The organism is Psychrobacter cryohalolentis K5, assembly GCF_000013905.1.
GTDB classification, from domain to species: Bacteria; Pseudomonadota; Gammaproteobacteria; order Pseudomonadales; family Moraxellaceae; genus Psychrobacter; species Psychrobacter cryohalolentis.
Genome location: NC_007969.1, coordinates 2,038,222 through 2,062,967, shown reverse-complemented (window position 1 = coordinate 2,062,967; position 24,746 = coordinate 2,038,222). Strand labels below are relative to the sequence as shown.

Here is a 24,746-nt window from a genome sequence, read left to right as displayed (position 1 = left end):
CTATAATAAAAACGGTTACTGCGGTAACCGTTTTTTTATTGCTAATATATATGACAACGCAACCCTAATATTTTGTTAATATCACCCTTCACGCATCCTGATAACAAATAAAAAAGGATTCATCATGGAATTATTTGACGTACAACCCACAAAAACAGTCGCGCAAAAGCAAGCGATTCTCGACAATGTACGCTTGCCAGAAGATTGGAAGCAGGCGTTGTCAGAAGAATTAACTTCTGACAATATGGATAGCTTGCGAGCTTTTTTAAAAGGAGCCTATCAGTCAGAGGATGGTATTTATCCTCCAGCACAGCTGATATTTAATGCGTTTAATTTGACACCTTTATCACAGGTGAAGGTTGTTATCTTAGGGCAAGATCCTTATCATCGTCCTGGACAGGCAATGGGGCTGTCCTTTTCTGTCCCTAAAGTGATCCCAAAGCCACCGTCACTTAACAATTTATTGAAAGAGATGGCGGACGATATTGGCATTAAACCTTCAGCACATGGTGATTTAACGTATTGGGCACAGCAAGGCGTATTATTGTTAAATAGTTCCTTGACAGTAAGAGAAGGCGAGCCAAACAGTCATCAAAATCAAGGCTGGGAGAAGTTCACTGATGCGGTTATTGATGTTATTAATGAGCAGACTGAACATACTGTGTTTATTTTATGGGGCAGTAAAGCTCAGAAAAAAGGCAAGTATATCAATACTGATAAACATCTGATTTTAACGGCAGTACACCCATCACCACTTGCTGCTAATCGTGGTGGTTTTTTTGGTTCTAAGCCGTTTTCAAAAACCAATGATTATCTGGTGCAATATGGTCAAACGCCTATCGACTGGCAATTACCACAGTAAATGAAAAATTTTCTAAACGCTAATTTATTGCCTTACCAGCTAATACATAGTCCATTTACTAATGGTAATCCGCTGATAGGTGAGCAGATTAAAACAGCTCTATTTTGGTCAGTTGAGGATATCAAGTGGATGACAGAGGCGCTAAAACTTGCCAAGCAAGGCGCTGAGAAAGAAGAGGTGCCAGTAGGAGCTGTCTTGGTACATAACCAGCAGATTATTGGTCAGGGATTTAATGAGCCGATTGGACGCTGTGATGCGACGGCTCATGCTGAAATCGTAGCGTTAAGAGATGCTTGTACACGCTTAAATAATTATCGATTGCCCCTAAAGACGACCTTATATGTGACTTTAGAACCCTGTACCATGTGCATGGGTGCGATGATTCATGCGCGCGTGGATAGATTGGTATATGCAGCACATGAGCCGAGAGCAGGGGTGCTTGGTAGTCAAATGAACTTGGCTGAACAGCCTTTTTATAATCATCGTATGCAAGTCGATGCAGGCTTGTGCCGTGAGCACAGCAGCCAGATGCTCAAAGATTTTTTTCGGCAGCGTAGAAAAGTGGCAAAAGTCAATCGCAAGATAAGCGATTAACAAGATATGATTCTTGCTGCTAGTGATAGGTCGCTTTGTTTGCTATAATATCGCCCTATTTACTTATTAATAGAGTGATTTTCTTATAATGCTTTGATAAGTAAGTGAAAAATGCCTTATTTATACTTTTATGATTATTTATGTGGTTATAGAAAGTACCGACTTTAAGTGAGTATTATGACTGTTGCCAACCCTAATGCGATTACTAACAGTGAGAAGCCCTCATTGCGTTATCCTGTTATTTGTATTGATGGGCCAAGTGGCGCAGGTAAAGGCACAGTTACATGGCGCTTAGCACAAGCTTTAGGGTATCAGCTACTTGATTCAGGTGCGTTATATCGTATCGTTGGACTTAAGGCGTTTGAAGCTGGATTGATTACTGCTGATGCAAGTCAGACCATTGATGAGATGGCTGTATTAGCGTTAACTCAAAGCTTAGAGATTGCCTTTGTACCCAACAATGCATCAGGACGTGTCGATATTATCGTGAATGGTGATGCAGTAGGTGATCAAGTTCGTAATGAAACGGTTGGCGGTTACGCATCACAGATAGCAGTATTTCCAAAAGTTCGTCGAGCATTGCTAACGCTGCAACAAGATATGGCAACTCGTTCAGGATTGGTTGCGGATGGTCGTGATATGGGTACAGTCGTGTTTCCAGACGCTGACGTTAAGGTATTTTTGACTGCCAGTGCTGAAGCGCGTGCCGAGCGCCGTGTAACACAGCTACTAAATGCTGGTCAAATAGCAGATTTTGAAGCGATTCTAGCGACGATTAAAGCCCGTGATGATCGTGATGAAAATCGTACAACGGCACCATCAAAGCCTGCAGCAGATGCGCTACTATTAGACAGCTCTGACTTAGATGCTGATGCGGTTTATGAGCAAGTAAAACAATATTGTCAGGATAAAGGTATTTGCTTCAATAGCTAATAATAACAAGGTAGTAAGTATGAAAAGGTTTCCTATAGGATTGATTTTAGTATAAAATTACAGTAGTAGACGCCAATAATCTTTAGAAAATAATGGAATCTACTGCTTAAAGCACATAAGTTAAAAAATATAACGCATTTTAATAGAAGACAGTTGTTGCTAGTGAGTTTACTGACGCATTCGCTTATTAGCAACAAACGTTTTTATATATGACTGCATAGGATATAAAACCAGTATTCTCGTTTTATACAGTCATAAATTTGATCCGTACTGTGCTGGACAGGATACGGCTATACAAAGGTAGACATAATGGAATCATTTGCTGAACTATTTGAAGCGAGCATCGAAGAAACAGGTCTGGATATCGAGCGTGGCTCGGTTATCACCGGTACTGTTGTCGCCATCGATAACGACTGGATCACTGTTGATACGGGTCTAAAATCTGAAGGTATCGTCGCTCGTGAAGAGTTTTTAAGCGAAGAAGGCGAACTTGAAGTTGAAGTTGGCGATACAGTAGACGTAGTGGTTGAAGCGGTTGATAACGGTATGGGTCAAACCTTACTGTCACGTGAAAAAGCCAAACGCGTTGAAACTTGGAATTTCCTTGAAAAAATCTCTGACAATGATGAGATTGTAAAAGGTATTATTTCTAGCAAAGTAAAAGGCGGCTTTACTGTAGATATCGGTTCAGTACGCGCTTTCTTGCCAGGTTCATTGGTAGATGTACGTCCTATCCGTGATACGACGCATCTAGAAGGTAAAGAGTTAGAATTTAAAGTTATCAAACTTGATCAAAAACGTAACAACGTAGTAGTTAGTCGCCGTGCCGTTATGGAAGCTGAAAACTCAGCTGAGCGCGAAGAGCTATTGAACAAGCTTGAAGAAGGTATCGAGATTGAAGGTATCGTTAAGAACCTAACTGATTACGGTGCATTCGTTGATCTTGGTGGTATTGATGGTCTATTGCACATCACTGATATGGCATGGCGCCGTATTAAGCACCCATCTGAGGTTGTTGAAGTTGGTCAAGATCTTAAAGTTAAAGTACTTAAATTTGATCGTGAGCGCAATCGCGTCAGCCTAGGTCTAAAACAACTAGGTACTGATCCTTGGGATAACGTTGGCGGCACATACCCAGTGGGTAGCGTTGTTAAAGCTCGTGTAACCAACTTGACTGATTATGGTTGTTTCGCTGAAATCTCTGAAGGTATTGAAGGTCTAGTACACGTATCAGAGATGGATCATACCAACAAAAACATCCATCCGTCGAAAGTTGTTCAAGTGGGTGATGAAGTTGAAGTAATGATCCTTGATATCGACGAAGAACGTCGTCGTATCAGCTTAGGTATCAAGCAAACTCTAGCAAATCCATGGGATGAGTTTGATAAGAAACATGAGCGCGGTGATAAAATCACTGGTACGATCAAATCAATCACTGACTTCGGTATCTTTATTGGTCTAGATGGCGGTATTGATGGTCTAGTTCACTTGTCAGACATTTCTTGGAATGAAACTGGCGAAGATGCTATCCGTAACTACAACAAAGGCGACACCGTTGAAGCAATGGTATTGTCTGTAGACTCAGAAGCCAATCGTATCAGCCTAGGCGTGAAGCAATTAACGTCAGATCCATTTAACGAATACCTAGTCAACAATGACCGCGGTGCTATCGTTAATGGTAAAGTAAAAGAAGTAGACGCTAAAGGCGCTACTATCGAACTTGCTGATGAAGTTGAAGCGTATCTACGTGCCTCAGAGATTCAACGTGACCGCGTTGAAGATGCGACTAAGCATCTAACTGTTGGTGATGATGTAGAAGCGAAAATCATCAGTGTTGATCGTAAAACACGTAATATCAGCCTGTCTATCAAAGCGAAAGACGAAGCTGAAGAGCGTCAAGCGATTAAAGAGTTAAGTAGCACAACTACGACTAGTACTGCTGCTGGTTCTGATGCACAACCAAAAACAATTGGTGACTTGATCAAAGAACAAATGCAGTAAGCTATTTACCGCTAATGTTATAATCTTATAAAAGAAAGCGACTCCGGTCGCTTTTTTTTATGGCTAAATTTTAGTATTAACGATAATTGATACAGTTTTTTCCTTGATAGAGGAACTCTTGTTTCCAATTTCCTTCAATATCCGCTATCATTTACAACATCGAGTAACGAGATGTAAAATCAGATCAAAGTCATTATAAATGAACAGATATTTAGTCAACAATCGCGTGATTTTCAGCTAATATTTTATAATATCTGTGGTGATCATTTTAGTTATTTCCATCATCTTATCTATCAATGAACAAGGCAAGTATGATAATGCAGCAAACAATCAATAAGTCCGAATTTATTAGTAATCTGAGTGCAAATTGTGACACGATGACAGATACCGTTGTCGATGACGCCGTACGCGAGATATTAAACTTGATGACTCATACGCTCGCCAATGATGGTCGAGTAGAAGTTCGTGGGTTTGGCAGTTTTTGTCTTCATCATCGCCGTGCTCGTATGGGTCGCAATCCTAAAACGGGTGAAAGCGTACCAGTACCTGCAAAAGCAATTCCGCATTTTAAGCCAGGCAAGGCATTACGTGAAGCTGTAAACGAAAAAGTAGCAGGCGGCCAATAAGCCAGTTGAAGTAATATAAGATATTCTACCGATCTACTACTAAAGTATGAGCCGATTTTTCTTATTTATACTAACCCTTTTATGACGTAGTAATCTCAATCAGTATGGCTTAGTTTTTATCCATTTATCTGTTCTATTAAAAACTTAAGGAGACGTCTGATGCGTATTTTATTATTAGTGCTGCTATTTTTGAGCTTCGCTTACTCGCTAGGTTTGGTATTGGCAAACAATACTGAAGTTAGCGTCAATCTTTTGTTTTCGCAAGCACCAACGATGAATTTAGGCTTGCTAATGATACTTTGCCTCATACTTGGTATCGTTATAGGTATCTTGTTAGCACTACTAATTTTCCGTGTTTTGCAAAATAAGTGGGAAATATCGCGTCTACAAAAGGCAAATACCAATTTGCAAGAGCAGATAACCCAAGCCAATATGGTGATTGATCGTCAAGCGAATGCGCCTACTGTAGAAGAAGCTGTTTATGGTGCAACAGCGGTCAATGTACAGGATACGACAATGCCCAATGCTCATCCCAACGCCAATGTGCATGATGGGTCAAGTTTGACCAAGCAAAAACGCGATTACTAATAATTTGTAATATGCATTTTCACTGCTGATTATAAATATAATAATTTGATAAACCTGATATAAAGAAGCATAACAATGAACAACGCAATTAATTCTCCTGTCATCGTTGCATTAGATAATATGACAAAGGATGCCTCTCTTGCATTAGCTGACCAATTAGATCCGGCATTATGCCGATTGAAAGTAGGTAAAGAGCTGTATACCCGCTATGGCCCTGAGATAGTCAAAGCACTGCATCAGCGCCAATTTGAGGTTTTTTTAGACCTTAAATTTCACGATATCCCCAATACCACTGCACAAGCAGTATTGGCTGCCGCTGAGCTTGGTATATGGATGGTCAACGTCCATGCAAGTGCCGGTTACGATGCGATGTCATTGGCAAAACAGCGCTTGCTAGATAATGATTTTGACACGCTATTGATAGCAGTGACTGTCTTAACATCTATGGACAATGAAGCACTCATACAAACGGGCATCACCGACGGCTTAGAGGCACAAGTGAGCCGCTTAGCACAATTAACCAAGCAAGCATGTCTTGATGGTGTAGTATGCTCAGCACAAGAAGCAAAGGCATTAAAGGCATTATGTGGTCAGGACTTTAAACTGATTACGCCTGGTATCCGTCTGCTAGATGATAATGCTGATGATCAAAAGCGTATTTGTACGCCAAAACAGGCATTACTTGATGGCTCTGATTATTTGGTGATAGGGCGCTCAATTACTCAAGCAGTAGATCCTGCAGCGAAATTACAGTTAATACTCCAAAGTCTCTAATTTTTCAATCAGATACTTCAGTCAAAAAGTAAAAAGACAGCCTAATCCGCTGTCTTTTTACTTTTTGTACCTAGATGAAAAGGTGCTAAACTATTTATGTTTATTTAATGATATAGGCTGCTATGAAATTACAGATTTTGAGTGACTTACATATTGACAGTTATATACGTCAATCCCATCCGATAGGGCATATTCCCAAAACCGACGCAGACATCATACTGGTGGCGGGAGATACAGCAAATAGCGATATTGGTATGCCATGGCTACAAGAGCAAGCAGCGCGCTTACAAGTCCCTCTAATCACTATCGCTGGTAATCATGAGTACTTTAATGAAGACGTGCTGCATTTTGATAAAAAGCTGGCGACTTGGGACAATTATGATAGTGAATCAAAGCAGGGCGTACGATTTTTGCAGTGTCAGCATATTGATATCGGAGAGGTGCGCATTTTAGGTTGTACGCTTTGGACAGATTATCAATATCAAGCCAATGAAGAGACTAGGGCAGTGGCAATGCGCTTTATGCGTGACTACAAACAGATCTATGCCGGCAGCGAGCTGTTTTCACCTGAAATGTCGATACAGATTCATGCTAAGCAGCGTCAATGGCTTAAACAAGCATTGATAACGGCAAAAGCACTGGGCAAAAAAACCGTGGTGATGAGTCATCATAGCATCAGTCCATTATCTGTCTCTGAAAAGTATGCTGAGCTACCAAGTAATGCCGCATTTATCAGTGATTTATCAAGCTGGATGTATGAAGAGTGGGCACCAGCACTATGGGTGCATGGGCATACGCATGAGGCATTTGATTACCACATTCATAAGACGCGCGTTATCGTCAATCCGCGTGCTTATCCAAATGAGGTTAGTAGTACGGCATTATCGTTTACATGGGATAGAGTGATTGATATCGGTTAGTCAAACGTAATAAATATAAGTCTTTCTTTTTTGATTTCACCGTGTCATAGCGTTTCAGTTCTCATAAAATTAACGGGTCTGCTCTCAATATATTTGCTTTAGATTATATTGCAATTGGACTTATATTTGGTTCATTCCTGTCGAAAAATCTGATAGGCTTGTGTGATGAGTAAACTTCCTAATAACACCACGTCGAGCCTATCCGCTGAGAAGCTTGCGAGTCATACTCCAAGTGCACCAGCGCCCTCACATCTTCCTGATAGTATGATGTCGTCGGTCAGGTTGTTGCCTGAAGATAAGCGCCTGATTTTATTTACCAGACATTCTCTGCGTGAGCGTTCTGATGGTAATGGCTTTGCCAGTTATCAGCTGCCATTGACACCCAAAGGTCGTGTATTGGCAAAATCTTGGGGTCGTTGGTTGGCAGGACATCTGCCGTATTCGCTCGATGTTGATAGCATCTCAAGCCCGATTGGTCGCTGTCTTGATACGGCGCAGCTAATGCAAGAAGGGGCAGGACTACGGCGTGATATCGCTCACCAGTCATTGTTGGTTGAGCCTGGTAGCTTAGTGACCGAACCTGATATTGCAAACCCCATCTTTAAAGAGATTGGTGTTCTCAATTTTATCAATCGATTCTTGCAAGGCAATCTTGAAGGCACTAAAAACGCTTATCAGGGCGGTCTCGATATTCTGTCGCTTTTTTATCAAAATCAGCCGCAACACGGGCATCTAATGCTCGCTGTCAGCCATGACACTTTATTATCTGCATTCTTAGCAGTGATGTTTGATGTTGTTGAGATTGATTGGAACGATTGGCCAAAAATGATGGAAGGGGTATTTTTGTGGTTTGATGACAAGCCATTCGAGCAGGCAAGTGCGTATTTTGTCTGGCGCGGTGAAGTTTATGTACGTCCAATACACACTTTGCTTGAAGCCTACCGTACTGCTGGCTTTCATCCAAATAAACTATTATTGCCACCAGAAGTAAAATGGACATAAGCGTTATTTACGAAATTATTAATTACTTTTGAGCAGGCATAAAAAAACCTTGCCCCAGTATTAGAACCAGTGACAAGGTTTTAGTTATGATGTTATCGAAGCATCATACGGTCTAAACGCAACCAATCTTAAGCTAGTAAGCCTTTGATGGTTTTGTTTAGGCGGCTCTTACGACGAGCAGCTTTATTCTTATGAAGAATACCTTTGTCAGCCATACGATCAAGAACCGGTACCGCTTTTTTGTAAGCTTCGGTAGCCGCGTCATAATCTTTAGCAGCGATAGCCGCGTCAACACGTTTCAAATAAGTACGAACCATAGAGCGTTGTGACGCAGAGTTCTGACGACGTTTGGTGTTTTGACGGGCGCGTTTACGAGCTTGTGCAGTATTAGCCACGCGAATCTCCTTGATAAAGACAGATAAAATTATGAATGTGGATTGCAATAAAGGGTTTAACCATCATTGATAACGAGCAGCCGTCTCGCCGAACATGATGTCGATGCCTACTATTAAAGTATCTGATAGTAATAAATCATCGCAAGCGCCAAAACTGTTTGGAATAATTAAACAGCGTTGACGTGTAAAGCCGGTTATCTTAGCAAATTATCGCCCTTAGGACAATAAGTTTGATGATTAATGCTCAAAGAAGTTACGGCATTACGTGGATGAGCGGGATTTTATGCCTTTAATAGGTATTTATAAAGGTATTTATCATAATATTGAGTGAGTATTTGAGTCTAAATGAGTGTATGAGCTGAGTGAAACTGTTTGCTGATAAAATCTCTTACAATAAATCATGCATAATAGCCTCGATGATTGATTAATTTAGGTATGATACTACAGTGGTCAGCGTCACCGACGGGCTTTAAAAAGTCACATTTTTTACGATCATAAGTATTCCAACACTCTATAAATGGATAGGATATGCAGCGAAAAGCAATGGTAATAGGTGCAACGGGATTGGTCGGGCAACATCTTGTAAAGCAGCTGAGTGAGATTTATGACACATTGATTGTGATTGCACGGCGTCCGCCTCGTTACATCAATGCGAGCATGCGTTTTTATCAGGTGAATGATTTTGACAACTTAGCCGAAATCTTTGCAAGCATTGGCGCTGATCGAAAAACGGATGCTTTTAGTTGCTTGGGCACCACCAAAAAACAAGCGGGTAGTGATGAAGTTTTTCGCAAGATTGACCATGATTATAATGTTGGTTTCGCCAAACTTTGCCAAGAGAAAGGCGTTGAAAACTTCTTTTTATTGTCCTCGATGAATGCGGACATCAACAGTCGCTTTTTATATAATCGGGTAAAGGCTGAAACGGAAGAGTCCATAATGGCATTAGGGTTTGCCCAATTGGTTATTTTCCGTCCGTCGTTACTACTTGGTAAACATAAGGGTCGCCCGCTTGAAAGTCTGGGACAAAAAGCATTTCAGCTTATCTCGCCATTGGTGTCCGAGTCACTATCCTTACATCCTATTTCAGCTAAGCGTGTCGCTAGTGCCATGGCGATGAGCGCCCATGAGATCTATCATCGTAGTAAATACCGCAGCGAACCCGCGATTAAAACCACTGATATTATCGAAAATAAACAGATGCTTGCTATGACCCGCGTAAAATATTAAGCTATTAATCAGATAACTTTTACATTTATTACTATAGTAAGCTCAGTATAAAAACGATACAGCGGGACTAGAATGAATTTTTTGCAGCCTCTGTCTGCGCAGGCACAGCAAGATAGAAAAATTTATACTAGTGCCGCGTCAAAACATGATGTATCGGTTTTATCTAGGATAAACTATACTATAGTAAATAGCCTAAGTAATGTTTAAGTTTAATAAGTTAAAACAATTTAACCATAACAGACAAGGAGTCTCACCATGCCAGAATCAGTAACAATGACCAAAGAAAACTTTGTAACTTGTGATTTATTAGATGCCAATCCTGAATCACAGGTATGCCTGCCTAATATCGAAGGTAAATCGTTTTATAGTTTTGGCGGCAAAGACAAATTCTGCGGTGAGATTGTGACCGTCAAATGTTTTGAAGATAATAGTCGCGTCAAATCGTTGCTTAACAATGATGGTAAAGACAAAGACGGTAATGGCAAGGTGTTGGTCGTTGACGGCGGTGGTTCGATGCGTTGTGCGCTGTTAGGTGACATGATTGCACAGTCGGCTATTGATAATGGCTGGGCAGGGGTTGTGGTGTATGGCTGTGTTCGTGATGTTGATGATATGGCAGCAATGGACATCGGGGTAATGGCGCTTGGTTGTATCCCGCGTAAATCAAATCGCCGCGATGAAGGTCAAACCGATCTTGAAATCAGCTTTGGTGATTTAACGCTAAATTCTGGTATGTTTGTCTACGCAGACAATAACGGCATTATCGCTAGTGACAAGCCATTAATTTAAAGACAAAGTCTGTTTTTGAAGAGTTCCCTATAAAGACCTTGGCTCGCAAGCTAAGGTCTTTTCGTTTATCAGCCCTATTCTTAGCAATAAATCTTTATTTTATAAAGTGTTTTGCTCTTGGTGTTATCTATAATAATGCTATGTGACAAACCGTTACGGCATAAATTTTGGTAATTGCGCAAATATTCGTATAATAGCTTTCTGACTCTTAACATTGATCTTACCCTTTATGCCTATCACTGCTTTGACTGACGCCTTTGCCCCGATTAACCAGCAATTATTCCCTATCCAAAATGCCCAGCGTCGCTGGCTTGCACCTGTGCACGGTGCAGTCAGCAGCTTATGGCTGGCAAGTTTAGTACAAGCACCTATATGGAATGTTGTCGAGCGTCTAAAAGTCGTAGTGACGCGTGACCAAAATCAGCTGAATCAAATAGAGACAGAATTGGCGTTTTGCGGCGTGGATGCTCATGTATTTCCTGATTGGGAGACGCTGACCTATGATGAGTTGTCACCGCATCAAGATATTGTCAGCGAGCGTATCAATTTATTAACTGATATGCCAACGTCAGGCGTGCTATTGATATCTGTGCAAGCATTAATGCACCGCGTCGCACCGCCAAGCTGGTTAATTGGACAGCATTTTGATTTAAGTGTTGGCGATCAATTTGATATCAATACCCAACGTACCTTATTAGCAAAAGCAGGTTATCGAGCGGTAGACAACGTTTTTGAGCCGGGGGAATTTGCGGTACGTGGTAGTATCATTGATATCTTTGCCATGGGTCAGCCATTCCCGCTACGTCTGGACTTATTCGATGATGAAATCGAAACGATTCGCTTCTTTAATCCGCAGACCCAACGGACATTAACTGTCGATGACCTAAAAGTCATGATGAGTGGCAACGATAGTAGTATGGGCAAAGAGTCATTGTCGCTACTGCATAAACTGCCAGATATCTCAAAGCCTATTAAACAGTTTCAGATCCTACCCGCAAAAGAGTTTCCACTTGATGAAGGGCGTGAAACCTTTCGCACCAATTTTGCTGCCCTGTTCCCCAATAGCAATAGCCGTAAGTTCGAATTACATAAAGATGTGATGGCAGGCATTGCGAGTAGCGGATTGGAATATTATCAGCCACTGTTTTTTGATTTAAAAGATTGGACGGTAGAGAGTAGTTTATTTGCTTATCTGCCAAGCGATACGCTATTCATCACTGATGAGCTTATTAACGAGAAACAGGCGGATTATTGGTCGCAAATCCAGCGCCGCTATGAAGAGCGCCGTCATGATATTGATAAACCTATTGTCGCCCCTGAGTTGCTGTATCTATTGTCAAACACTCTTAACGAGCATCTCAATCATTATCCACGGGTGATACTCAGTGCACGTAATGAACTGTCGACAATGAATGATGCATCTGCGATTGACGAGACAGTATTGGAGAGTCCATTACAGTTATCTGAGCAACCACAGTTAGATTTTGTTCAGAATAAGCAACAAGGCTTGGTCACCTTAAGTGCGCAAGAGCCGCCACAGTTGGCCGTCAATCATCAAAAAGCAGAGCCACTTACTGAGCTGCTAGCGTTTTTAGAGCTACAAGCGCAAACAGCAACACCAGTATTGATTGTCGCTGAAACAGCGGGTCGCCGTGAGATTCTTATTGAGCTGTTTAAAGGTAAAATCGACATCAAGGCTTATGACAGCTTTGAAACGTTTTTAGCCGCCGATAAAAGCACTGGTTTTAAAGATAGCAAGTTGCCACAGGTTGGTCTAACGGTTGCACCTATTGAACGTGGCGTCTATGTTCCTGAGCGCTTGGTGTTGATTAGTGAGACACAATTATTTGGTCGGCAAGTGCTGCAAACGCGCCGTCGTCGCCAAAGCGGTGTATCAGAAGAATTCTTGGTTAAAAGCGTGACTGAAATAACTGATGGCAGTCCAGTCGTCCATATTGAGCATGGCATTGGACGTTATAATGGTTTAATAACCTTAGATGTCGGAGATGGTGAGCAAGAATTTATTCACTTAAAATACGCTGATGATGCCAGTATTTACGTGCCGGTTGCCAATCTGCAAATGATTAATCGCTATAGCGGCGGCGACCCAGCGCTTGCACCATTGCACAAGATTGGTAGTGGAAAATGGGACAAAGCCAAGCAAAAAGCGCTCGAGCAAATCCATGATGTCGCAGCTGAGTTGCTTAATATACAAGCACGGCGTGAGGCAAAGGTCGGTATTCATTTTAAAATAGATATCTCGCAATACGAGCTGTTTGCTAGTCAGTTTGCCTTTGAAGAAACACCGGATCAAGCCAGCGCTATTCATGCAGTCATGGAAGATATGAAGCAGAATCAGCCCATGGATCGTCTCATCTGTGGTGATGTAGGTTTTGGTAAAACGGAAGTAGCCATGCGCGCGGCATTCATTGCGGTCAGTGCTGGTTATCAAGTAGCGGTGCTGGTGCCGACTACCTTGCTAGCCGGTCAGCATGAAGACAATTTCCGCAATCGTTTTGCTGATTGGCCAGTACGTATTGAAACGCTTTCGCGCTTTGGCGGTAAAAAACATCAAGACACTGTGCTAACAGACCTGGCGGCAGGCAAGGTTGATATCGTCATTGGTACGCATAAGTTATTACAGCCCGATGTAAAGTTCTCTAATCTAGGTCTAATGATTGTTGACGAAGAACATCGCTTTGGAGTGCGCCATAAAGAGCGTATTAAGGCGATTCAGACTGATGTCGATAGTATGTCGATGACAGCGACGCCCATCCCGAGAACGCTCAATATGGCGCTCTCGGGTATGCGTGATATGTCGATTATTGCCACGCCACCAGCCCGTCGTCTTGCGATTAAGACCTTTGTCATGCAGAAGACTGACGCTTTGATGAAAGAGGCTATCTTGCGTGAGCTGTTGCGTGGTGGACAAGTTTATCTATTGCATAATGATGTGGCGAGTATTGAGCGCATGGCAGAGACCATACGTGAACTGGTGCCTGAAGCGCGAGTAGGGGTCGCTCATGGGCAAATGCAAGAGCGTCAACTAGAACAAGTCATGCAGCAGTATTATCATAAAAAATTCAATGTGCTAATTTGTTCGACCATTATCGAAACCGGTATTGATGTACCGAATGCTAATACCATTATTATAGAGCGCGCGGATAAGTTTGGTTTGGCTCAATTACATCAGTTGCGTGGTCGCGTGGGTCGAAGTCATCATCAAGCTTATTGCTATTTACTTGTACCGTCTATTAAGGGGCTTAAAGGGGATGCCAAGCGCCGATTGCATGCTATTGAGCGCGCTAACACATTAGGTGCAGGCTTTATGCTGGCAAGTGAAGATTTAGAGATTCGCGGTGCTGGGGAAATACTTGGTAAGCAGCAAAGTGGTAATATGCAGGCAATTGGTTTCAGTCTATATATGGATATGCTGGAGCGAGCAACGAAGGCGATTAAAGCCGGTAAAGAGCCTGATTTAAGTACACCATTATCGCTAACCAGCGAAATTAATCTGCATAGCTCGGCACTGATACCAGAAGAGTATCTGCATGATGTGCATCAGCGTTTGTTATTTTATAAACGTATTGGCAATGCCGATGATAAAGAAGCATTGACTGATATTCGAACTGAAATGATTGATCGTTTTGGTGTTTTGCCAGACCAGACCAAGCAGTTATTTGCGGTTCATGGTCTACGCATACAAGCCGAGCCTTTGAAAATTAATAAAATTGATGCCAATAGTAATAGCATGACATTAGAGTTTGCACCCGATACCCCGGTCGATGCTTTGGCGATTATTAAACTAATTCAAGCAAATGGGCAGCACTATCGTATGAATGGTGCTTCTGGCATTCGCTATCAGGATGCTGATAAATTGGCAACACCGCAGCAGCGTGTCACGGTGATTCAAGAGTTATTAAGCTATTTTAGCAAGCATATGGTGGTAGAGTCGGTTTAGGATATTCAATCATCACTATATACCATGGAAAATAGCTGTTTAACCTTTACCTTATAGACTAAGAGATTTAAAAAGCAGGACATTTAGACAATAAATCATGACGCTATTTTATCGATTGGATAACTGATAAAATAGCGTAACTGTATTTTTACCTTAAATATCTGTTTTAAATTTTAAGCCTAATCTTTCTTCCTTATTCTTTTACTTGAGTTTCATAACAAGAGAACCGCCATTATGTTCCAACTTCATCATAAACTTGCTGCCGATAGTTTTTTAGTGGGTGATTTTCCACTATCAACCTGTCGCTTAATCAATGATTGCCAGTTTCCATGGTTGATATTGGTGCCACGAGTATCAGGCATCAAAGAATTGTATGAATTGTCTGAGGCAGACCAAACGCAGTTTTTGCGTGAATCGAGCTGGTTATCAAGTCAGCTCGCTAAAACTTTTCAGGCAGATAAAATGAATGTGGCAGCACTCGGTAATCAAGTACCACAGCTTCATTTTCATCATATTGTCCGCTATCAAAACGATATGCAGTGGCCAAATCCGGTATGGGGCGTTCCTGCAGTGCCTTATAGCAAAGAAGTATTGGCGCAAATGCAACAGACTTTGATGATGGCACTGCGCGGCCATCATCAAATGCCGTTTGATTGGCAGATGTAACTCACTACTTAGTGATAGGTTTAACATTGCTTGGTACATGTCAATTAAAAGAAGTCAGATATATTATCTGGCTTTTTTGCCATTAGCTCGAACTTGATATTTATGTTTAGTACAAAGGTCTTGAGATGATGATTTCATTGGCTTTGGTAACAAAATAAATGACAAACGGTATACTTTGAGGACTCAATGACATAGCTGTTAATAAAATTAAAACGTATAATATGCAAGTTAACTGTTTAATTTCTCTTATATTATTTATAAGCATAAATATTTTTTATAAGGATAAGGTACATTATCTATACTATCTTTATGAGTACTTTCAATGATTTTACTGATTTAAGCGAATAGCTCTCATGGCACTTTTGGACACCTTTAGCCCAAAAAAATCTATACAGGGTACAGATGTCTGTCGATTTGATTATCCTGAAATCTTTGTTCTCATACTCAGCGTGATACTGCTCGCTATCCATTTTGACTTCAGTCCAACTTCGATGGCACTTTTAATCGTCGTCTGCTTACCTAGCCTCATGATTTTAGTTTATAACTTTCGTCGTCAAAAAAGCTTTTGGACGTCTAATATAGTTATTATTTTATTGTCTTCTGTTATTGGTTCCATTCAGCTTTGTCCTATTATCTCATTAAGTTTAGCGTCGTTGATCGGATTGCGTATTATTATTAGCAGCCCTGAGAATCATCTAAAGCTGGTTTCTGTATCCATCGTGACCATCATTATTTTTTACTACGTTAGTGTCATTTTGAGTAGTGCCGAGATAGATTGTCACACCACTTGGATAACTCCTATCATCTTGCTAGCAACGATGATGGTAATGCTTTGTCACTTTCGCCATATATATTATGAGTATATCCATTATGAGGCACGGGCTGAGCAAGTGGTTGGGCGCTTAAGTACGATGGTGTCGGTAATCAATAAGTTGACACGTTTCGTACCACCGCAAGTATGGGAGCCTATTGTCAAAGCGGACGGTCCAGTTACTGTTGCTAATAAACGCGCTAAACTGACGATTATGTTTTCAGATATCGTTGGTTTCACTGAGCTGTCTGATAGCTTAAGTGCGGATAATTTGGCTGATATTTTAAACACTTATATGCATTGTATGACTTTGATCGCCAATAAACATGGGGCAGTATTAGATAAGTTTATTGGTGATGGCATGGTGTGTTTTTTTGGAGAGCCAAATAGCCGCGGTCCGCGTCAAGATGCCCTAGATTGCGTAGCTATGGCAATAGATATGCGCCGTGAAATGCGCACATTGAGGCAAAAATGGCGACTGATGGGCTTTGAGGGATTATATATACGCGTAGGTATTAGCACAGGCTACTGTCATGTTGGTAACTTTGGTAGTAATAATCGTCTGAGCTATACGCTGATTGGCAAAGAGGCCAATCTGGCTTCAAGGCTTGAAGCTGTCGCTGGTAAGGGTGAAATATACATTAGCGAGAGCACTCACGACTATATCGCTCATGATTTTGACTGCGAATATGCAGGTGCTTTCCCGCTAAAAGGTTTCGATGATAAAGTAAGTGCTTGGAAAGTATTGGATCCAGATGAAAATAAAGGCAAGTTATCTAAATGGGTAGACCATACGCTTCCAGGTTTTAATCTGCATTTGAACTTTAGAGATATGCAAGATAATGATTATCAAGATATTAGAAGTCGTCTTAATCTTGCACTTGCACGTATTGAGCAAGAAGAAAAATCTGCCGCTGTTAAAATTGACGCAGCCAGCAAAAAAGAAGGAAAGCATAAATAATTTATAGCAATACTATAATGATAGTAAATAATTTTCTTTGCTCATGAATAGATTGTGATTATTTAAAGTATCAGATATTGGAATAGGAAAAAGCCAGCTATAAGACATAGTTGGCTTTTTAATGAGTATAAAGTCATTAATAATTAGTGATTTTCTTTAGCATGATTTAAAGTATATTTAGGAATTTCGATGGTTAAATCGTCATCTTCAAGCATCACCTGACAAGACAAGCGTGAATCAGGTTCCAGCCCCCAAGCACGGTCGAGTAAGTCAGCTTCGATATCATCCATCTCATCTAAGCTATTAAAACCTTTACGCACTACGACATGGCAAGTCGTACAAGCTTTTGACATCTCGCAAGCATGTTCAATCTTGATGCCTTTTTCGAGTAAGGCTTTACATAAGTTTTCGCCTGCTGCTAATTCAACTTCGATGCCTTTGGGGCAAATTTCATGATGGGGTAGTACAGTGATTTTTGGCATAAGGTAGTCTATCCGGTGCTAATCCATTTAAAATAACATCTAAAAGTATAAAAATATGCTTAATTCGACACGTCAGTAATATAGTAAAGCATTTCTTTTACCAGTCTTTGGCGCTGGTACCTGCCATACTGGTCTTGACGCTTTGATTCATGATAAGAGCAGCAAAGGCGTCGCTATGCGGTTTAAGCGCCAGCTTTTTTGCATCAATAAGGGTTAAGTCATTGGTATCAAGCGCAGCTTGCAAGTCTTGCATAGTGTGTGCCAAAGACTGCTTAGCATCTTCTGAAAGTAAAGCGTCAAAATCTTTCAATGCCGATTGCAGTGCCAGTATCTCACGTTCTGATTCAACCTTGGTTTCAATCAATGAGCGCGCGTTTTTGTCTTCTTCAGCGTATTTAAATCCTGCAATGAGTAACTGTTCTTTTTGTTCATCAGACAAGCCATAAGAGGGCACAATCTCAATTTTACTTTCGGTCTTGGTAGTGGTTTCTTGTGCACTCACTGTCAGTTGCCCATTAGCATCAATGCTAAAAGTCACTTCGATTCGCGCAAATCCCGCTTTCATAGGCGGAATACCGTATAGCTCAAAGCGTCCCAGTGAGCGGCAGTTATCGACAGTCTCGCGCTCACCTTGTACCACATGAATCACCATGCCAGTCTGGCCATCTTGATAAGTGGTAAATATTTGGCGTTTCTTAACTGGAATAGGGGTATTACGCGGGATAAGCACTTCAACCAAACCGCCCATGGTTTCAAGACCAAGCGATAGCGGAGTGATATCTAACAACAATAAATTATTATCACTATCACCGTTGACCAATTGATGTGCAGTTTGTGCCGCACCTAAAGCAACGACTTCATCTGGATTTAATCGACAAAGTGGCTGCTTTGCAAAAAAATCAGTAACCACTTGTTTAACAGCAGGCATGCGGGTCGAGCCGCCAACTAAAATAACTTCATCTAAGTCAGATGTTGAAATTTTGGCATCACGTAATACTTGTTCGCAAACGCTCAAGGTGCGGCGACTCACTGGGTCTACAATGACTAATAAATCTTCACGGCGCAATATGCCCTTAAAAGATTGCTCATTCACGACGATATCAATATCGACTTGCTCAGTATCCGTCAGTGCTTGTTTATAAGCTTTGGCTTGTTGGGCGAGTATCGACTTGTCATGCAGGCTGACGTCTTTAGGATCAATATTTAACTGCTTGATCAGCCAATTGGTCAATAAGCGATCGATATCATCACCACCAAGTGCACTATTACCACCTGTCGCTAGCACCTCAAAAACGCCATCGTTTAGTTTCAAAATCGACACATCAAACGTACCGCCGCCCAAATCATAGATAAGGTAATGTTTCTCGATACCTGCATCAGTTGCTTGGTCGAGTCCATAAGCAACCGCAGCTGCAGTAGGTTCGTTCAACAGACGCAGTACCTTGATGCCAGCTGCTTGAGCGGCGTCTTTAGTAGCTTGACGCTGTGCTTCATCAAAATAGGCAGGCACGGTAATGACCGCACCTTGAATGCTATCCTCAGGCAATGCGTGAGCAGCACGCTGTTCTAGCGCTGCTAAGATACGCGCTGACACTTCAACAGGAGATACGGCTCCTTGCGCAGTGACAAAAGCTGGCATTTCATCTTTGCCACCGCTTAGCTCATAAGGATGAGAGAATTTGATATCAGCTTGGCTACGACCCATAAAGCGCTTGGCTGAAATAATGGTATTTTTTGGATCATCTACTACGTGGGCGAGGGCGTCCGAACCAACCAATGGGCTACCTTCACTTGGATAATACACCACAGAAGGCAACAAGGTATCTGTCGCTGTGCTTGCTTGCAAAACTTGAGCTTTGCCTGAGCGTACCACGGCGACCAATGATCGCGTGGTACCAAGGTCAATGCCTAGGCCAAAACGATGCTCGTGAGGTCGGGTGCTTTGATTGGGTTCAGCAATTTGCATTAAGGACATAAGATAACTCAAAGATAAAATGAATAAGTGAAATGATACAAAGACGATAAATAGACTATGGTTAGTACAACATAAAATAGTTTTTCTATAAATGTTTGGATATAGAAACTAGCCATTAAAGGCTTTTAGAGTCAAGATTATACGAGATAATTGCTCTTACTTTAACCGTCGCTTTTTAAAACTTTTGAAACGTATTATAAATTGAGCCGTTATTATTATATTCAATAATAACGCTACTAATAAGCGCATTAATTACACATATAAATCATCATCATCTAAATGTGTAGCTGCCGACATTCCATCAATGGCTGTCACGACGTCAGCATTTAACTTCACCAGAAATTTCAGCTTTTGGGTAGAATCAATGGCGGTTTGCCAGTTTTGAGTCTCATAAGCGTTTTTAAAGTTTGCTGACTGCTTTGCTAGACGTTCTGTAATCTGTGGATGTAACTGCTTTAGCGTTGCTATATCTTGAGCACCAATAGCGTCGTCTAAATCCATGCGCATTTCCATAGCATCTTCTAAGAAGTCCAGATCTGCGATGGAATGCTCTAGACTTTGCGCTTGACCTGCCATATCTAACAAGTAGCTGGCTCGACTATCAGGCGAACTCAGAGTTTGATAGCCCTGATTAATAAGCGCTGATGCTTGCTCAGATTGCTGCTGTGCTTTTGCAATATTGGCTATATTTTTTGCGACATTGTCAGGATGATAGCGTTTTTGCAAAAAACGTAAACGCTGATCCAAATTGTCTTGTACAACCTCAAACTGTACAGGCTGCTCAAATAAGGCAAAAAAATTATCAAACTGTGGTTCTAATACGTTGTCTGTCATATCGTCTGCCTTTATTTTATTTATTATTTTAAGGACTTCTATTTTGTATAGTAAAAACGGTTACACCGTAAAAGACTCACCGCAGCCACATTCGCCTTTCTGGTTAGGATTACTGAATTTAAAGCCTTCATTGAGACCTTCTTTTTCATAATCCATTAATAGACCATCGAGATATACCAAGCTTTTAGGGTCAATAAAAATACTGACACCAAGACTCTCATAGCGAGTATCGTTTTCATCAGGGGTGTCGACGAACTCTAACACATAAGCCAAGCCTGAACATCCTGCCGTGCGAATACCCACGCGTATGCCTTCGCCTTTACCGCGATTGTCCAAAAACTCACGCACATGCTGAGCGGCGCGTTCTGTCATTTCAATCATGCCAACTCCCATTGACTATCAATAATAGGGATAAAAATTCAAAATAAATAACGAAATAAATAACGAAATAAATAAAAGGTGACAATTACATAAGCGTCATTGTCACCTCCTTGGCGTTAGCCGCTTTTTGGCAGCTTGCGCTTTCATACAGAGAACAAGTTGCTAAACAATATATATTAAACAGCTTATACACTATTTAATATGGCTGGTCATTTTAACGACGACTGGGCTCAGGCAGGAACATGCTTGCCTTTATAGTCGCTAATAGCCGCTTTAATTGCATCTTCTGCAAGGACTGAGCAATGCACTTTTACTGGTGGCAATGCCAATTCTTCAGCAATGTGACTGTTCTTAATTTCACCAGCTTGATCCAAGCTTTTGCCTTTTAGCCACTCAGTAACGAGCGAGCTTGACGCAATGGCTGAACCACAACCGTAAGTTTTGAAGCGTGCATCTTCGATAATACCGTTATCATCGACTTGGATTTGTAAACGCATAACATCACCACAGGCTGGTGCGCCGACCATACCAGTGCCGACGTTTTTGGCATTTTTATCAAGATTGCCAACGTTGCGTGGATTTTCGTAATGATCAATAACTTGGTCACTATAGGCCATGGGGTTTTCTCCTGGTTAGATGATGAGCTGTCATTTAATGACTGTCGTTGTTAATGGGTTACTGGCTCATCGATAATTGGGGTCAAACACTTAATGTATAATTGTCTGATTCATTAGCTATGGCGATATTTTTATGTTTAGTAGAAAAAGTAAATAAAAATATCGCTGTTGCCATTATTTTTTAAATTATAAAGCTTAAATGTAGTATTAGTGCTCAGACCATTCTACTGAGTCTAAATCAACACCTTCTTGATACATATCCCAAAGTGGCGATAGCGCACGTAATTTATCAACAGCTTGATGCATCTGAGTGATAACCGTATCAATGTCTTCTTCAGTAGTGTAGCGACCAAAGCTAAATCTGATTGAGCTATGTGCCAACTCGTCTGGGCGACCAATAGCGCGCAAGACATAAGATGGCTCAAGAGTCGCTGACGTACAAGCTGAACCTGATGAGACAGCTAAGTCTTTTAGCGACATCATCAGGGATTCGCCTTCAACAAAGTTAAAGCTGATATTTACAATATTAGGTACGCTGTTTTCTAAATCACCGTTTAGATAAATCTCTTCGATATCTTGTAGACCATCCCACAGTTTTTGGCGTAATTTTGCCGCATGGGCATGGTCTTCTTGATAGCGCTGATTAGCTAACTCAAATGCTGCGCCAAGACCTACGATCTGGTGAGTCGGCAAAGTACCTGAACGCATACCGCGCTCATGACCACCACCATGCTGCTCGGCTTTTAGGCGAATACGTGGCTTACGACTAACGAATAGAGCACCAATACCTTTAGGACCATAAGCCTTATGACCTGAGAAACTCATTAGGTCAATTTTCATCTCTGCAAGATTGATAAGTACTTTACCAACAGACTGTGCGCCATCAACGTGAAAAACAACACCCGCTTCACGTGTGATTTCACCAATCGCTGCAACATCAGTAATTGTACCAAGCTCATTATTCACCATCATGAGAGACACTAAGATAGTATCTTCACGCAGAGCTTCTTTTACTTGCTCTGGTAAAATCATGCCAGTGCTTGGCTGCGGCTCAAGATACGTAATTTCAAAACCTTCTTGCTCAAGTTCACGGCAGGTATCTAATACCGCTTTGTGCTCAATTTTACTGGTAATAATATGCTTACCACGAGACTGATAAAAATGAGCAGCACCTTTGATGGCTAAGTTATCAGATTCTGTCGCACCAGAGGTAAAGACGATTTCGCGAGGATCAGCATTGATGACTTCAGCAACTTGCTGACGAGCCGTTTCTACCGCCTCTTCTGCTTGCCAGCCGTAGCCATGCGAGCGTGATGCTGGGTTACCAAAGATGCCATCTACCGTCAGATATTCGCTCATCTTGGCAGCGACTGACTTAGCAACTGGCGTCGTGGCGGCATAATCTAAATATATAAGGGTGTTATGTTGGCTCATGCTGGGTTTGCCTCGCTGGTCGATAAAGTAATAGTGTTAATGTCTTTTATAGAAATATCTTTTAGAGCATCGCTGTGCTGCCGATCTGATACAGACTGCACGTGCTCCATGTTTAATAATTGCGCTAATGTTATATTTTTCAAGTACTGCTCTACATGATTTGATAATGCACACCACAAATCATGGGTCAGACACATTGTACCACCTTGGCAGTCGCCGCGTCCTTCACACTGCATGGCATTGACCGATTCATCGACAGCAGAGATGATACTCATCACATCAATCTGATCAAGTGGCTTTGCTAAATAATAGCCACCTGCTGCGCCGCGAATACTAGTGACCAAACCACGCTTACGAAGTTTTGAGAATAACTGCTCGAGGTAGGATATAGAAATGGATTGTCGCTTGGCAATATCGGATAAAGACACCGCGCTTTCTTGTTGGCTGGTTTGTAATGCCAAATCTAGCAAAGCGGTCACGGCATATCTGCCTCGAGTAGTTAAACGCATGTGTTATCTCCAAACTTTTTAAGGATAATTTTATTTAACAACGATCTTAGTATCGGTCAGATGGTTAAGAGATAGCCAGTCACATATAAATAGCTATGCTGCTAATAAGAAAAATCATCTGTCGACTAAGTGTGTATTATCGTTATTAAACAACAGATGGTTTACCCGATGTGTGCAACGATAAGGTAATTATACTCAATCCCGAGTAATTTAGTCAAGATTAAAGTGTGGTTGAATGGTTAGTGATATTAATGACGATGATTGATAAAAACAATGATTGGTGATAAAACGAAAAAAGCGCTTGATAGACGATAGGCCATATCAAACGCTTTTAAGAGATATTTTCAAAAAATCATCTATACATCAGATTATTTTTTGAACATTAATTCATTACAAAGAGTGCAATGATGGCAGTAAGAGCAATGATAGAAGCAATTATTGTCGTGATGATAAAAGTCTTTTGTTTGCTTTGCAGCTCTTTGACAGCGGTTTCGAGCTCACGATTTTTGATGGTCAAAGTAGTAATTTCGATCTGCTGTTCTTTAATACGTAGCTTATAGCTTTCTTTTTTATCTGCCATTTCCGCTTCGGTCGGCTTGGGCTTGCTTTTACCGCCCTTAATCTTTTTGATTAAGCCTTGAATTAAGCTACCTAGACCAAGCTGCATAATAAATTGCTTAACCAGCTGAACCTGTACCGTTTCACCACGCATTTGCAGCTTTTCAGTTGTTTCACTATCATGCGTGGTAATAGCATTAATCACTTGCAGGCTATAAGCATTGATCACGACATCAGGCTCACTGCGACCAATAGGTAGCCTGTCATCTAATAACACGCCTTTGGTACTAAAAGTAGCGAACACCTCTACGTGTGGTAGATATAATCTAAGCGCAACGACAGTTTCTTGCTTAGCAAGTGGATAAGCGGCTTTACGGAGTTCTGGATCTAAACGTAACAATAGGGTCAGCGCCGATTCGATAAACACCAAAATGACATTAAGAAAAGAGTGAGACAACGTAGAACGCTTCATGTAGATAATCCGTTTTTTATTGTTCAAATAAAACATAATAAGATAAGTAAGGGTTGAAACCGACCTAAAGTGTGCAATGACATTGCGCTTATAGTAACGCCTTTATGATAAAAAGTAACGCGGGTTTCTGTCAGTTGCAAAATTATTACCTGACAATAATTCTTTTATTTCATGCATTAACTATCACAGTTTATAGTTGACGTTGATAAACATCAGCGTCTAGATAAGCGTTCAGTAAATAAAAGCTAAGACACAAATTGAAAGCTAAAATAGCGTTTTTGTCATCATATTGCAGCAGCTTTAGGTAACATTGGGTGTCAAATACGTTGTAGAGTGCACAAAAATATGTAAAATTGCTTGCGCTCCTTATG

Annotated in this window: 23 protein-coding genes; 14 read left to right on the top strand and 9 right to left on the bottom strand. The window is 41.2% G+C overall.

Annotated elements, in window-relative coordinates; translation table 11 throughout:
• Positions 1-124 precede the first annotated feature (124 nt).
• From PCRYO_RS08555 to PCRYO_RS08515, 9 genes are all read left to right on the top strand, one after another.
• A complete protein-coding gene (locus PCRYO_RS08555; protein WP_011514001.1) occupies positions 125-862 on the top strand; it encodes a uracil-DNA glycosylase in 738 nt (245 codons plus the stop codon).
• The gene (tadA, locus tag PCRYO_RS08550) at positions 863-1,456 is read left to right on the top strand and encodes a tRNA adenosine(34) deaminase TadA (RefSeq protein ID WP_011514000.1); all 594 of its coding nucleotides are present in this window, start codon (positions 863-865) and stop codon (positions 1,454-1,456) included.
• Positions 1,457-1,633: 177 nt separating this feature from the next.
• Complete coding sequence (cmk, locus tag PCRYO_RS08545) at positions 1,634-2,389, top strand: (d)CMP kinase (protein ID WP_011513999.1); 756 nt, start codon at positions 1,634-1,636, stop codon at positions 2,387-2,389.
• Positions 2,390-2,698: 309 nt separating this feature from the next.
• The gene (gene rpsA / locus PCRYO_RS08540) at positions 2,699-4,390 is read left to right on the top strand and encodes a 30S ribosomal protein S1 (protein ID WP_011513998.1); all 1,692 of its coding nucleotides are present in this window, start codon (positions 2,699-2,701) and stop codon (positions 4,388-4,390) included.
• Between the two features lie 317 nt (positions 4,391-4,707).
• On the top strand, positions 4,708-5,016 hold the full coding sequence (locus tag PCRYO_RS08535) for an integration host factor subunit beta (protein WP_041753160.1): 309 nt from the start codon (positions 4,708-4,710) through the stop codon (positions 5,014-5,016).
• A gap of 159 nt (positions 5,017-5,175) precedes the next feature.
• Positions 5,176-5,604 (top strand): LapA family protein, encoded by a 429-nt coding sequence (locus PCRYO_RS08530; protein WP_011513997.1) that lies wholly within the window; start codon positions 5,176-5,178, stop codon positions 5,602-5,604.
• Positions 5,605-5,679: 75 nt separating this feature from the next.
• Positions 5,680-6,378 carry an orotidine-5'-phosphate decarboxylase gene (gene pyrF / locus PCRYO_RS08525; RefSeq protein ID WP_011513996.1) on the top strand — a complete coding sequence of 233 codons (699 nt, stop codon included), beginning with the start codon at positions 5,680-5,682 and terminating at the stop codon, positions 6,376-6,378.
• Between the two features lie 122 nt (positions 6,379-6,500).
• Complete coding sequence (locus tag PCRYO_RS08520; RefSeq protein ID WP_011513995.1) at positions 6,501-7,298, top strand: metallophosphoesterase; 798 nt, start codon at positions 6,501-6,503, stop codon at positions 7,296-7,298.
• Between the two features lie 165 nt (positions 7,299-7,463).
• Positions 7,464-8,300: a histidine phosphatase family protein gene (locus tag PCRYO_RS08515; protein WP_011513994.1), complete on the top strand. Its 837-nt coding sequence runs from the start codon at positions 7,464-7,466 to the stop codon at positions 8,298-8,300.
• Between the two features lie 128 nt (positions 8,301-8,428).
• Here PCRYO_RS08515 and rpsT read toward each other — a convergent pair whose 3' ends face one another.
• Positions 8,429-8,695 (bottom strand): 30S ribosomal protein S20, encoded by a 267-nt coding sequence (gene rpsT, locus PCRYO_RS08510; protein WP_011513993.1) that lies wholly within the window; start codon positions 8,693-8,695, stop codon positions 8,429-8,431.
• Between the two features lie 528 nt (positions 8,696-9,223).
• On the opposite strand from rpsT, the gene PCRYO_RS08505 reads away from it, so the two are divergent.
• From PCRYO_RS08505 to PCRYO_RS08485, 5 genes are all read left to right on the top strand, one after another.
• Positions 9,224-9,925 (top strand): NAD-dependent epimerase/dehydratase family protein, encoded by a 702-nt coding sequence (locus PCRYO_RS08505; protein ID WP_011513992.1) that lies wholly within the window; start codon positions 9,224-9,226, stop codon positions 9,923-9,925.
• Positions 9,926-10,198: 273 nt separating this feature from the next.
• Positions 10,199-10,714: a ribonuclease E activity regulator RraA gene (gene rraA, locus PCRYO_RS08500; RefSeq protein ID WP_041753555.1), complete on the top strand. Its 516-nt coding sequence runs from the start codon at positions 10,199-10,201 to the stop codon at positions 10,712-10,714.
• Positions 10,715-10,943: 229 nt separating this feature from the next.
• Positions 10,944-14,675 carry a transcription-repair coupling factor gene (gene mfd, locus PCRYO_RS08495; protein WP_011513990.1) on the top strand — a complete coding sequence of 1,244 codons (3,732 nt, stop codon included), beginning with the start codon at positions 10,944-10,946 and terminating at the stop codon, positions 14,673-14,675.
• Between the two features lie 234 nt (positions 14,676-14,909).
• Complete coding sequence (locus tag PCRYO_RS08490; protein WP_011513989.1) at positions 14,910-15,341, top strand: HIT domain-containing protein; 432 nt, start codon at positions 14,910-14,912, stop codon at positions 15,339-15,341.
• A gap of 353 nt (positions 15,342-15,694) precedes the next feature.
• Entirely contained in the window at positions 15,695-17,113 is a 1,419-nt protein-coding gene (locus tag PCRYO_RS08485; protein WP_011513988.1) for an adenylate/guanylate cyclase domain-containing protein, read from the top strand.
• Between the two features lie 143 nt (positions 17,114-17,256).
• On the opposite strand, the gene fdx is transcribed toward PCRYO_RS08485, so the two are convergent.
• From fdx to PCRYO_RS08445, 8 genes are all read right to left on the bottom strand, one after another.
• Entirely contained in the window at positions 17,257-17,595 is a 339-nt protein-coding gene (fdx, locus tag PCRYO_RS08480; protein ID WP_011513987.1) for an ISC system 2Fe-2S type ferredoxin, read from the bottom strand.
• Between the two features lie 97 nt (positions 17,596-17,692).
• Entirely contained in the window at positions 17,693-19,570 is a 1,878-nt protein-coding gene (hscA, locus tag PCRYO_RS08475; protein WP_011513986.1) for a Fe-S protein assembly chaperone HscA, read from the bottom strand.
• A 252-nt stretch (positions 19,571-19,822) separates the two neighbouring features.
• A complete protein-coding gene (gene hscB / locus PCRYO_RS08470) occupies positions 19,823-20,404 on the bottom strand; it encodes a Fe-S protein assembly co-chaperone HscB (protein WP_011513985.1) in 582 nt (193 codons plus the stop codon).
• Between the two features lie 60 nt (positions 20,405-20,464).
• Positions 20,465-20,785: an iron-sulfur cluster assembly protein IscA gene (gene iscA, locus PCRYO_RS08465; protein WP_011513984.1), complete on the bottom strand. Its 321-nt coding sequence runs from the start codon at positions 20,783-20,785 to the stop codon at positions 20,465-20,467.
• A 230-nt stretch (positions 20,786-21,015) separates the two neighbouring features.
• On the bottom strand, positions 21,016-21,402 hold the full coding sequence (gene iscU / locus PCRYO_RS08460) for a Fe-S cluster assembly scaffold IscU (protein ID WP_011513983.1): 387 nt from the start codon (positions 21,400-21,402) through the stop codon (positions 21,016-21,018).
• Between the two features lie 207 nt (positions 21,403-21,609).
• Positions 21,610-22,836 carry an IscS subfamily cysteine desulfurase gene (locus PCRYO_RS08455; protein WP_011513982.1) on the bottom strand — a complete coding sequence of 409 codons (1,227 nt, stop codon included), beginning with the start codon at positions 22,834-22,836 and terminating at the stop codon, positions 21,610-21,612.
• Entirely contained in the window at positions 22,833-23,345 is a 513-nt protein-coding gene (locus PCRYO_RS08450; protein WP_011513981.1) for an Rrf2 family transcriptional regulator, read from the bottom strand. Before PCRYO_RS08450 ends, PCRYO_RS08455 begins: the two co-directional genes overlap by 4 nt.
• A gap of 382 nt (positions 23,346-23,727) precedes the next feature.
• Positions 23,728-24,375: a hypothetical protein gene (locus PCRYO_RS08445; protein WP_041753158.1), complete on the bottom strand. Its 648-nt coding sequence runs from the start codon at positions 24,373-24,375 to the stop codon at positions 23,728-23,730.
• Positions 24,376-24,746: the final 371 nt, after the last annotated feature.

What these genes read in the sequence shown, in the direction of transcription:
- PCRYO_RS08450 (WP_011513981.1), bottom strand. Translation starts at nt 23,345, where the DNA reads ATGCGTTTAACTACTCGAGGCAGATATGCCGTGACCGCTTTGCTAGAT.
- PCRYO_RS08485 (WP_011513988.1), top strand. Translation starts at nt 15,695, where the DNA reads ATGGCACTTTTGGACACCTTTAGCCCAAAAAAATCTATACAGGGTACA.
- PCRYO_RS08445 (WP_041753158.1), bottom strand. Translation starts at nt 24,375, where the DNA reads ATGAAGCGTTCTACGTTGTCTCACTCTTTTCTTAATGTCATTTTGGTG.
- PCRYO_RS08515 (WP_011513994.1), top strand. Translation starts at nt 7,464, where the DNA reads ATGAGTAAACTTCCTAATAACACCACGTCGAGCCTATCCGCTGAGAAG.
- PCRYO_RS08505 (WP_011513992.1), top strand. Translation starts at nt 9,224, where the DNA reads ATGCAGCGAAAAGCAATGGTAATAGGTGCAACGGGATTGGTCGGGCAA.
- cmk (WP_011513999.1), top strand. Translation starts at nt 1,634, where the DNA reads ATGACTGTTGCCAACCCTAATGCGATTACTAACAGTGAGAAGCCCTCA.
- hscA (WP_011513986.1), bottom strand. Translation starts at nt 19,570, where the DNA reads ATGTCCTTAATGCAAATTGCTGAACCCAATCAAAGCACCCGACCTCAC.
- PCRYO_RS08530 (WP_011513997.1), top strand. Translation starts at nt 5,176, where the DNA reads ATGCGTATTTTATTATTAGTGCTGCTATTTTTGAGCTTCGCTTACTCG.
- PCRYO_RS08535 (WP_041753160.1), top strand. Translation starts at nt 4,708, where the DNA reads ATGCAGCAAACAATCAATAAGTCCGAATTTATTAGTAATCTGAGTGCA.
- tadA (WP_011514000.1), top strand. Translation starts at nt 863, where the DNA reads ATGAAAAATTTTCTAAACGCTAATTTATTGCCTTACCAGCTAATACAT.
- fdx (WP_011513987.1), bottom strand. Translation starts at nt 17,595, where the DNA reads ATGCCAAAAATCACTGTACTACCCCATCATGAAATTTGCCCCAAAGGC.
- rraA (WP_041753555.1), top strand. Translation starts at nt 10,199, where the DNA reads ATGACCAAAGAAAACTTTGTAACTTGTGATTTATTAGATGCCAATCCT.
- rpsA (WP_011513998.1), top strand. Translation starts at nt 2,699, where the DNA reads ATGGAATCATTTGCTGAACTATTTGAAGCGAGCATCGAAGAAACAGGT.
- PCRYO_RS08555 (WP_011514001.1), top strand. Translation starts at nt 125, where the DNA reads ATGGAATTATTTGACGTACAACCCACAAAAACAGTCGCGCAAAAGCAA.
- hscB (WP_011513985.1), bottom strand. Translation starts at nt 20,404, where the DNA reads ATGACAGACAACGTATTAGAACCACAGTTTGATAATTTTTTTGCCTTA.
- iscA (WP_011513984.1), bottom strand. Translation starts at nt 20,785, where the DNA reads ATGATTGAAATGACAGAACGCGCCGCTCAGCATGTGCGTGAGTTTTTG.
- mfd (WP_011513990.1), top strand. Translation starts at nt 10,944, where the DNA reads ATGCCTATCACTGCTTTGACTGACGCCTTTGCCCCGATTAACCAGCAA.
- pyrF (WP_011513996.1), top strand. Translation starts at nt 5,680, where the DNA reads ATGAACAACGCAATTAATTCTCCTGTCATCGTTGCATTAGATAATATG.
- iscU (WP_011513983.1), bottom strand. Translation starts at nt 21,402, where the DNA reads ATGGCCTATAGTGACCAAGTTATTGATCATTACGAAAATCCACGCAAC.
- PCRYO_RS08455 (WP_011513982.1), bottom strand. Translation starts at nt 22,836, where the DNA reads ATGAGCCAACATAACACCCTTATATATTTAGATTATGCCGCCACGACG.
- PCRYO_RS08520 (WP_011513995.1), top strand. Translation starts at nt 6,501, where the DNA reads ATGAAATTACAGATTTTGAGTGACTTACATATTGACAGTTATATACGT.
- PCRYO_RS08490 (WP_011513989.1), top strand. Translation starts at nt 14,910, where the DNA reads ATGTTCCAACTTCATCATAAACTTGCTGCCGATAGTTTTTTAGTGGGT.